Here is a 742-nt window from a genome sequence, read left to right on the forward strand (position 1 = left end):
TTGGGTGAATTCGGCGAATTCGTTTTTCGTCAGGTCGCCCGGGCCGCTGCCGAGGATGCCTTGGTGCTGCTTGTGCAGGTCCTTGGCCACGGTGTCCTGATCGCCAGGCTCCTGGGCCTGCATCTGCTTGGCCAGTTCGGCCAGGCTGTCCTGCTGGTCGCTGGCGGTGGCCAGGCGTTCGGCGGTTTCGGGCAGGTCCTTGTGGTGCTTGGCTTCGTTGGCGCGGGGCTCGGTGGTGAGCAGCAGGCCACCGGCTGCGCGGATGGCGCCGTGGCGGTCGGTGCGCAGTTCGAAACCCTCACCACGTGGCGCGCCGCCACTCGGTCTGGGGTGGGTCAGGTAACCGAGGTTCAGCGCACTGGCACCGTGGTCGCTGCGCAGGGCGATGCTGATTTCGCTGGTGGTGTCGTCGATGCGCAGTTCGTTGCCGCGGCTGCCCTTGTATTCCTTGCTCTTGATCGTGGCCAAGGTCTTCAGGTCGGGCAGCTTGTAGTGCGGCATGTTCACGCCGTGGTACAGGCAGCCGGTCACCAGCGGCTGGTCGGGGTCGCCTTCGAGGAAGCTGACCAATACCTCCATGCCCACGCGCGGCAATTGCAGCCCGGCGATACCCTGCCCGGCCCAGCTCGACGCCACACGCATCCACACGCTGGACTTGTCGTCAGCCTGGCCTTCGCGGTCCCAGAAGAACTGCACCTTGATGCGGCCGTACTCGTCGCAGTAGATCTCTTCGCCGGCCGGG

The 742-nt window shown here is 66.0% G+C and carries 1 protein-coding gene; it reads right to left on the bottom strand.

Annotated features, from left to right (window positions below; genetic code table 11):
- Nucleotides 1-742: type VI secretion system Vgr family protein (locus DM373_RS28410; RefSeq protein ID WP_157966913.1), on the bottom strand; the 742-nt coding region annotated here is incomplete at both ends.

Origin of the sequence: Pseudomonas sichuanensis, assembly GCF_003231305.1 — a bacterium.
Lineage (GTDB): Bacteria > Pseudomonadota > Gammaproteobacteria > Pseudomonadales > Pseudomonadaceae > Aquipseudomonas > Aquipseudomonas sichuanensis.